A 7,608-nucleotide genomic window follows, 5' to 3' on the forward strand; every position below is an offset into this window, starting at 1 on the left:
GCCGCGACACTATCAACAACGACAGCAACCCAAGGGAGGAAGAAATGTCGTCCAATCCGTTCAAGCCAACGAGAAGGCAAGTCCTTGCAGGAACCACGGCGCTCGCCGCCGCGGGCATGGCCGGCCTTCGCCCGAGCTTTTCCGCCAGCGTCGACTGGAAGCGCTTTGCCGGCACCACGCTCGACGTCAATCTGGTGAAAAGCCCGCGCAGCGACACCATCCTGAAATACATCGCCGAATTCGAGGAACTGACCGGCATCAAGGTCAACGCCGAGGCGACGCCGGAACAGCAGCAGCGGCAGAAGACAGTGATCGAGCTCAGTTCCGGCAGACCGAGCTTCGATGTCGTGCATTTGAGCTATCACGTGCAGAAGCGCCAGTTCGAAAAGGGTGGCTGGCTGGCCGACATCGCCGGCTATCTCGCCGATCCGACCCTGACCGATCCCGGCCTGGTCGAAAGCGATTTCGCCGAGGCCGGCATGCTTTTCGCCAAGGACAACCAGGGCGTGCTGCGTTCGCTGCCCTTCTCGGTGGACTACTGGATCGTCTACTGGAACAAGGAGCTGTTCGAGGCCAAGGGCGTAAAGTACCCGGAATCGTTCGACCAACTGGTGGCCGCCGCCGAAGCGCTGACCGATCCATCGACCAACACGTTCGGCTTCGTCGCCCGCGGCCTGAAAAATGCCAACACGCCGGTGTGGACGTCGCTGATGCTCGGCTACGACATGACGCCGCTCGACGACAAGGGAAAGCTGCGCACCGAAACGCCCGAGGCGATCGAGGCCGCTGCCCTCTACCAGAGGTTGATGACCAAGTCCGCCCCTCCGGGCGTCACCGGCTTCAATTGGGCGGAAGCGCAGTCCGCGTTCCTGCAAGGCAAGATCGGCATGTGGTTCGATGGCGTCGGTTTTGCCCCGCCGATGGAAAATCCCGAGAAGTCGCGCGTGGTCGGCAAGGTCGGCTACGGCGTCATGCCCAAGGGGCCCAAGGCGCATGCCTCCGGAACGTTTGGCGACGGCCTCGGGGTGACCGCCTCCAGTGAAAAGAAGGAGGCCGCCTATCTGTTCTGTCAGTGGGCGGTTTCCCCGGCGATGGGCGCACGCCTGCTCCAGGCCGGCGCCGGCGTGCCGTTCCGCAAGTCGGTGCTGGAAGACCCAAAGGTGCGCGAAGGCGTCACCATGCCGGCAAGCTGGCTCGATGCAGTGGTTCAGTCCGGCAATATCAGCAGGCTGGCGCTGCCGGTGATCATCCCTGTCACCGAGTTCCGCGACATCTACGGCGTGGCGTTGACCAACATGATTGCCGGTGCCGATCCTGCCGAAGAGCTGAAGAAGGCCACCGCACAGTTCCAGCCGGTTCTCGACAGGAGCGAGCAGGGCTGATGTCCGCCATCGCCCCTGAACGCACCGGGGTGACGACGCAAGCCATCGAAGGGAGCCAGACGATCCGGCTGGCTCCCAACTACTGGCCCTTCGTCGTTCCGGCGCTCGTCGTCGTTAGCGCCGTGATCGTCTTTCCCTGGGCGTTCACGCTCTGGATGAGCGTCAACCGCTGGACGCTCGGCCAGTCGCGGAGCTTTGCCGGGATGGAAAACTATCTCCGTCTGGCCAGCGACCCGCGATTCTGGGAATCGCTTGTTCATACATTGACCTACACCTCGCTGTCGGTGGCAGCGCCGATGTTGTTGGGCACTGTCGCCGCCCTGATCTTCGACGCCAGGTTTCCGCTGCGCGGCCTGCTGCGCGGCGTCTTCGTCATGCCGATGATGGCAACGCCGGTTGCCGTGGCGCTGGTCTGGACCATGATGTTCCATCCCCAGCTCGGTGTGCTCAACTACCTTCTGTCGCTGGTCGGCATCCCGGCGCAGGAATGGATATTCAACGCCAACACGGTCATCCCTTCGCTGGTCGCGGTCGAGACCTGGCAGTGGACGCCGCTGGTGATGCTGATCGTGCTGGGCGGGCTGGCCTCGGTGCCGCGCGAGCCGTTCGAGAGCGCCGAGATCGACGGCGCCAATGCCTGGCAGCAATTCCGCTACCTCACTTTGCCGATGATCGCGCCGTTCCTGATGATTGCGTTGATCATCCGCACCATCGATGCGCTGAAGAGCTTCGACATCATCTATGCGATGACCCAGGGCGGGCCGGGCACGGCGTCCGAAACCATCAACATCTATCTCTACAACACCGCCTTCTCCTATTACGACATCGGCTATGGGTCAGCCATGGCCGTGGTGTTCTTCATTGTCATCGTGGCGCTGTCCTTCATCCTCCTGATGCTGCGCCAGCGCTCGCAGTGGAACGACGCGGAGGGCAAATAGATGAGCTCACGATTGCTCAACCAGATCGGCCTGTTTTTCGCGGCACTGGTCATCGTCTCGCCGGCGATTCTTTTCTTTCTCTGGATGATCTCGCTTTCGCTGAAATTCGAGATCGACAACGGCGCCTATCCGCCGATCCTGATCCCCGAACGCTTCGCCTGGTCGAACTATGTAAAAGTGTTCGAGGAGAACAATTTCCTGCTCTATCTCTGGAATTCGGTTCTGGTCACCGGCACGGCGACACTGCTGGCGCTGCTGATCGGCGTACCGGCCGGCTATGGCATAGCGCGGCTCAAGGCCGAAAAATCGGCGGTCGTCATCATGATCGCCCGCATGACGCCGGGGCTGTCCTATCTCATCCCGCTGTTTCTGCTGTTCCAATGGATCGGGATACTCGGCACGCTCTGGCCGCAGATCATCATCCATCTGGTGGTGACGGTGCCGATCGTGGTCTGGGTGATGATCGGCTATTTCGAGACCACGCCGATGGAACTGGAAGAGGCGGCCAACATCGACGGGGCCAGCTCCTGGCAGGTGTTCCGGCTGGTCGCCCTGCCCATCGCCAAGCCGGGCATCGTTGTCGCCTTCATCCTGTCCGTCATCTTTTCGTGGAACAATTTCGTCTTTGGCGTGGTGCTCGCCAGCCGTGAGACGCGGACGCTGCCGGTCGCCGTCTACAACATGCTTTCCTATGAGCAGGTGAGCTGGGGGCCGCTCGCCGCCGCCGCACTGGTGGTGACGCTGCCGGTGCTGGTGCTGACCATGTTCGCGCAAAAGCAGATCGTCGCCGGACTGACCGCCGGCGCGGTCAAGGGCGGCTGAAGACGCATTCCAGCTCGACATCACTCTTCTCCCGGAGAAATCCAATGGCATCGGTAACCATCAACAACGTGCAGAAGGCTTTCGGAGCCACCAAGATCATTCACGACGTCAGCGTCGACATCGCCGACGGCGAATTCGTCATCCTGGTCGGCCCGTCGGGATGCGGAAAGTCGACGCTGCTGCGCATGATCGCCGGCCTTGAAACGATCTCGGGCGGCAAGATCACCATCGGCGAGCGTATGGTCAACAATCTGCGGGCGCGGGACCGCAACATCGCCATGGTGTTCCAGAATTACGCGCTCTATCCGCATATGACCGTGGCCGACAACATGGGCTTTGCCCTCAAGATCAAGAAAGCCGATCCTGCCGATACCGCCGGCCGCGTCAGGAATGCCGCCAGCATCCTCGGCCTGGAAAAGCTGCTTGAGCGCTACCCGCGTCAGCTCTCCGGCGGCCAGCGCCAGCGCGTCGCCATGGGCCGCGCCATCGTGCGCGACCCGCAGGTTTTCCTGTTCGACGAGCCGCTCTCCAATCTCGACGCCAAGCTGCGCGTCCAGATGCGCGGCGAGATCAAGGCGCTGCACCAGCGGCTCGGCACCACCACGATCTACGTCACGCATGACCAGATCGAAGCCATGACGATGGCCGACAAGATCGTCGTGCTGCATGACGGCCTGGTCGAGCAGATCGGTGCGCCGCTCGACCTCTACGACCAGCCGGCCAATCTCTTCGTTGCCGGCTTTATCGGCTCGCCCGCCATGAATTTTATTGCCGGCCGCATCGAGGAAGGCGTGTTCCGCAGCGCCGGCGGGCTGATCCTGCCGCTGCCGGAAGGCGCCCGTCCGACCGACGCTGCAGGACGCGAACTTGTCTACGGCATCCGTCCCGAGCACATCCGCGCAACTGCCCAGGGCATGCCGGGCACGGTCACGCTTCTGGAAGCCACGGGTTCGGAAATCTTCGCCAAGGTCGACTGCGCCGGCGAGGAAATTGCCTGCCTGTTCCGCGAGCGGCTGCCGCTCAAGCAGGGCGCGGCGATAGGGATCGAAGTCGATCGCGCCTGCGCCCATCTGTTCGACGCGAAAACAGGTCGGCGTATATGATGGTGTGCCAGGGCGGCGGGGTCACGAGCGGAGGCGTGCAACAACCGATGATACTGGACAGAACGGTCATGCGCGAAAAACTATCGGCCGTTCGAGAGCCTTGTGAGAAGCGCGACCAGCTCCGACTGCCGATGCGTCTGCGTCTTCGCGAAGACCGATTTCAGCTGGTTGCGCCCGGTCTCATAGGAAACGCCAAGTTCGTCAGCTGCCGCTTCAACGCCGTGTCCCGCGCAAATCTTTCTCGCCAGCCTCGCTTCGGACGCTGTCAGCCTGAAGCAGGCCTGCAGCACGTCTTCGGCAGGAGGAGGGAGTCTCGCGTCAGGATCAATGAGGATGACGATTGCCTGGCACGGCGCCAGCGCGTTGTAGGAGACTTTCGGCAGTCGCAACGGATAGGCAAGGAGCGGTCGCCCTTGCAGCCTGGGCAGTGGCACGGGTGGCATCGATGCGGCCGTGTCCGGCGAACACAGCAGCGCTTTCAGCGATCGGTCGAGAGCATCGGTCGCGGTTCGGTCAAAGGAGACCAGACGCCGGCGCGTAATCTGCAGGCCTCGCCCCAGAAGCCTTTCCGCCGGAGCGTTGGACCGGAGGACATTGCCACTTCTGTCCAACATGACCGCAGGCGTTTCGGTGGCGCCAAACGCATCCAGTGCCGCGTCGGCCCTCCCGAAACCTATCGCCCGCGCAACTGCGGCCACAGAGCCCAGCTGTTCGAAAGGTCCGCCAGCTGTCTCATTTCGTCTGGCGTGAACGGGCCCTGTTGGATCGACCGTTGCAGCGACAGCGCCCAGAAGTCGTCTCCGGCGGCGATCTTGACGGCTGCGCACCATCGCAGGCCGAATGGCGCGAGGAATTCCTGGTAGTATGGATGCTTGGCGATATCGTCTGACGTCAGGAGGTCGAACTCCGAGGTGACCCCTTTCCGATCGAGGAAGTTGATGAGGCGATACCGCTCGTCGCGGTCAATCCAACCATCGCGGACATAGGTGTCGAGAGCAGGGGCCATGGTGCGGCTGCAAGGCACGAGTGGCAGATGCCCTTTTATGTCGAAGAGCAGCGCTCCGGCGCTCCCGGTGGCCTTTTCTGCCACCTCCATCGCGGAATCCCACCGTGATGGATCGAGGGCTGCCTCGACAAAGGCAACACCGATCGCGTCAAAATCGAAAGCAGCGCCCACCGCCAGCCCCTTGGTAGGCACCTATCTAAACATACCGAATGTTGGATAGCGAGTCGGACCGTCTCGGGGCCGCCCGCGATCGTGATGCAGCTTGCCGGCGCTTGCCGCCAGGGAATTAGTGTTTTTTGGGCGATGTTGAAGAGCGATGCCTGAACCGGAACGGCGACCTCATCTGCTTTGGCGACCTTATCGCCGCAGCCCGCTGCATTTCTGGCCCTCGCCACTGCTCCTCCGCCGCCGCGGTGAACTGCGGGGCCTGCATCCGTCCAATGCACCCAGTCTTCAGCTTGCGTCTGGGGTTGGCCAGGAAATCGGCGACAACCTCAGATCCGCAAGGGTCGGAATCGATCACATCGTGCCCAATCCCGCGAAGCACGACGACCTGCCCAAAAGGAAGGCTTTTGGCCGCACGATATGCCCAGTGAGTTGGTGTTGCCGGATCATACTCTCCCGACAACAGCAGGGTCGGGATATCCAGGCGGCGGGGATGCTTTTGCGAAACCGTCATTCCCTGGGGAAACCAAAGCGGGCAAACCCAGGTATAGTCGGCCTCTCCGATCCACTTCGTCCAGTATTCGAGGCGCTTGTCAGGCAGCTCGGATCTGTTGGTCTCAGAGCAAGTGACCGAAAAATCCATACCCTGGGCAATCTCGGTAGCGTCACCTTCAAAGATCATATCCGCAAGCGGTCTGAAATCGTTTTCGTATGTTTTCTCGACGAGCTTTGGAATATCTTCGATAGCGTAACGATCATATAGCAGCCCGAATACAAGTTCGAGAAAATCCGCTCCGGAGACATATCTGTACTGAGCGGGAGCGTTTTCTCCGTCATCGCTCCGCAAAAGCACCGGCTGTTTGTCCAATTGCTTTACGATCGCTCGCACCGCGTCTCCCAGTTCGCGCATGCAATTTTTTGATTTTTGGCAATCTCGTTCCAGCAGTCGCAAAGAACGATCCAGATTTTTTCCGTCTTCCTTGAGGTAGTCGATATCAAGGGGAAGAACGGAATCCAGAATGCTCGCCGAGATGCCCTCTGGATGCTCGTTCATCACTTCCAAGGCAACTCTTGTGCCGTAAGAGACGCCGTAGAGTACCCACTTCTTTATGCCAAGAGCCTTCCGAACGTCGTTGATATCTGCTGCATTTTCGGTGGTGTTGTAGGCGGAAAGATCAATGCCCTTTGCTATCAGCGCGCTTCGGCACGCGGCCACCTCATCTCTCATGAGCTTGTCAAAGCTGATTTCAGCATCGACGCTTAACGAAATGGAGTTCCAATGATCGGCCTTGAAGTATCGCGAACAGCTCAGCCTGGGAATTGACTTTCCTATCCCTCGTTGGTCGACCACGACCACTCGGCGCCCGATCATCCAATTTTGATCACTTATGAACTGCCACCATGCCTCGATGTCTTCCCTGTCGCCAATATCGGTGGGCTGGCCCGGCCCGCCCGTGAGAAACACAATGGGCTCATGCCGCTCGCGGTCGGGTTCGAAGACCACCACCGATAGAGTGATTTCAGTCCCAGAAGCTTTTTTGCGGTTTTCAGGGACACTGAGAGTCCCGCACGTCATTCCACGGTCGCGCGGAACCTCGAACCAGCAATTCGTTTTCTTGAACTCTCCTGCCTTGAGCTCTCTGGCATGGATATCCCCGCTCCACGCGCAAAAGAGAAGTACAGCTGACGCGAGCTTAAGGAGTACTCGATCCAGATTGATGAACATACGTCGAAAAGAGGCGCGCATGTTGCCCTCCAGCATGAAGCAAGGCCTGAGGCATTCGCTCGCCACCACTCAGCTTTGACATCAGCGCGGTCGTAGGAATGATCGTAGTTTCCCCCTGCCCCACCAATTGCCAAGTGCGATTTTGCTCGCAGCAAGCTACCCCTCATCGATAATAGAGTGGTTCCATGGGCCGCGCATGACCCATTTGGGTATAGGATCATGGCGACCGTGGCGTCAGGGCAGTTGTCACCGTTGCCGTACCCCTGAGCCTGTGGAGCGCGCCGACTTACTCCGTCGGGCCGCGGCAGCAATCCAGTTCTATCGTGATGAGATCGCCGTCGCGTTCGGGCTGGGGGGGGGGCCCCCCCGAAGGGGGGGGGGGGCCCCGGGGGGTATACCCAAAAAGTGTGTTTTTAAAAAAAAACAACCCCCCCCCCCCCCCAACAAGAGGGGTGGGGGGGGGTGG

General features: G+C 60.6%; 8 protein-coding genes. 4 read left to right on the top strand and 4 right to left on the bottom strand.

The annotated features are described in order from the left end of the window. Positions 1–44: 44 nt before the first annotated feature. From AC0L2A_RS31070 to AC0L2A_RS31085, 4 genes are read left to right on the top strand one after another with little or no spacing between them, the layout of a single operon-like run. The gene (locus AC0L2A_RS31070) at positions 45–1,382 is read left to right on the top strand and encodes an ABC transporter substrate-binding protein (RefSeq protein ID WP_473612052.1); all 1,338 of its coding nucleotides are present in this window, start codon (positions 45–47) and stop codon (positions 1,380–1,382) included. Next, a complete protein-coding gene (locus tag AC0L2A_RS31075) occupies positions 1,382–2,320 on the top strand; it encodes a carbohydrate ABC transporter permease (RefSeq protein ID WP_287066539.1) in 939 nt (312 codons plus the stop codon). The genes AC0L2A_RS31070 and AC0L2A_RS31075 overlap by 1 nt, the downstream gene beginning before the upstream one ends. Next, the gene (locus tag AC0L2A_RS31080; RefSeq protein WP_023797160.1) at positions 2,321–3,142 is read left to right on the top strand and encodes a carbohydrate ABC transporter permease; all 822 of its coding nucleotides are present in this window, start codon (positions 2,321–2,323) and stop codon (positions 3,140–3,142) included. Positions 3,143–3,186: 44 nt separating this feature from the next. After that, positions 3,187–4,245 carry an ABC transporter ATP-binding protein gene (locus tag AC0L2A_RS31085; protein WP_473612054.1) on the top strand — a complete coding sequence of 353 codons (1,059 nt, stop codon included), beginning with the start codon at positions 3,187–3,189 and terminating at the stop codon, positions 4,243–4,245. A gap of 80 nt (positions 4,246–4,325) precedes the next feature. Here the strand turns inward: AC0L2A_RS31085 and AC0L2A_RS31090 are convergent, their stop codons facing one another. The 4 genes from AC0L2A_RS31090 to AC0L2A_RS31105 all read right to left on the bottom strand — a co-directional run. Beyond that, positions 4,326–4,688, bottom strand: a complete 363-nt coding sequence (locus AC0L2A_RS31090; protein WP_473612055.1) for a helix-turn-helix transcriptional regulator — start codon at positions 4,686–4,688, stop codon at positions 4,326–4,328. Between the two features lie 230 nt (positions 4,689–4,918). Beyond that, the gene (locus tag AC0L2A_RS31095; protein WP_473612056.1) at positions 4,919–5,422 is read right to left on the bottom strand and encodes a hypothetical protein; all 504 of its coding nucleotides are present in this window, start codon (positions 5,420–5,422) and stop codon (positions 4,919–4,921) included. 115 nt (positions 5,423–5,537) lie between these two features. Continuing rightward, positions 5,538–7,178, bottom strand: coding sequence for an alpha/beta hydrolase (locus tag AC0L2A_RS31100; RefSeq protein WP_473612058.1), 1,641 nt, complete (start codon positions 7,176–7,178; stop codon positions 5,538–5,540). Positions 7,179–7,428: 250 nt separating this feature from the next. Then, on the bottom strand, positions 7,429–7,608 hold a 180-nt coding region (locus tag AC0L2A_RS31105), incomplete at its 5' end, for a hypothetical protein (protein WP_473612059.1).

The organism is Mesorhizobium sp. WSM4844, assembly GCF_055811775.1.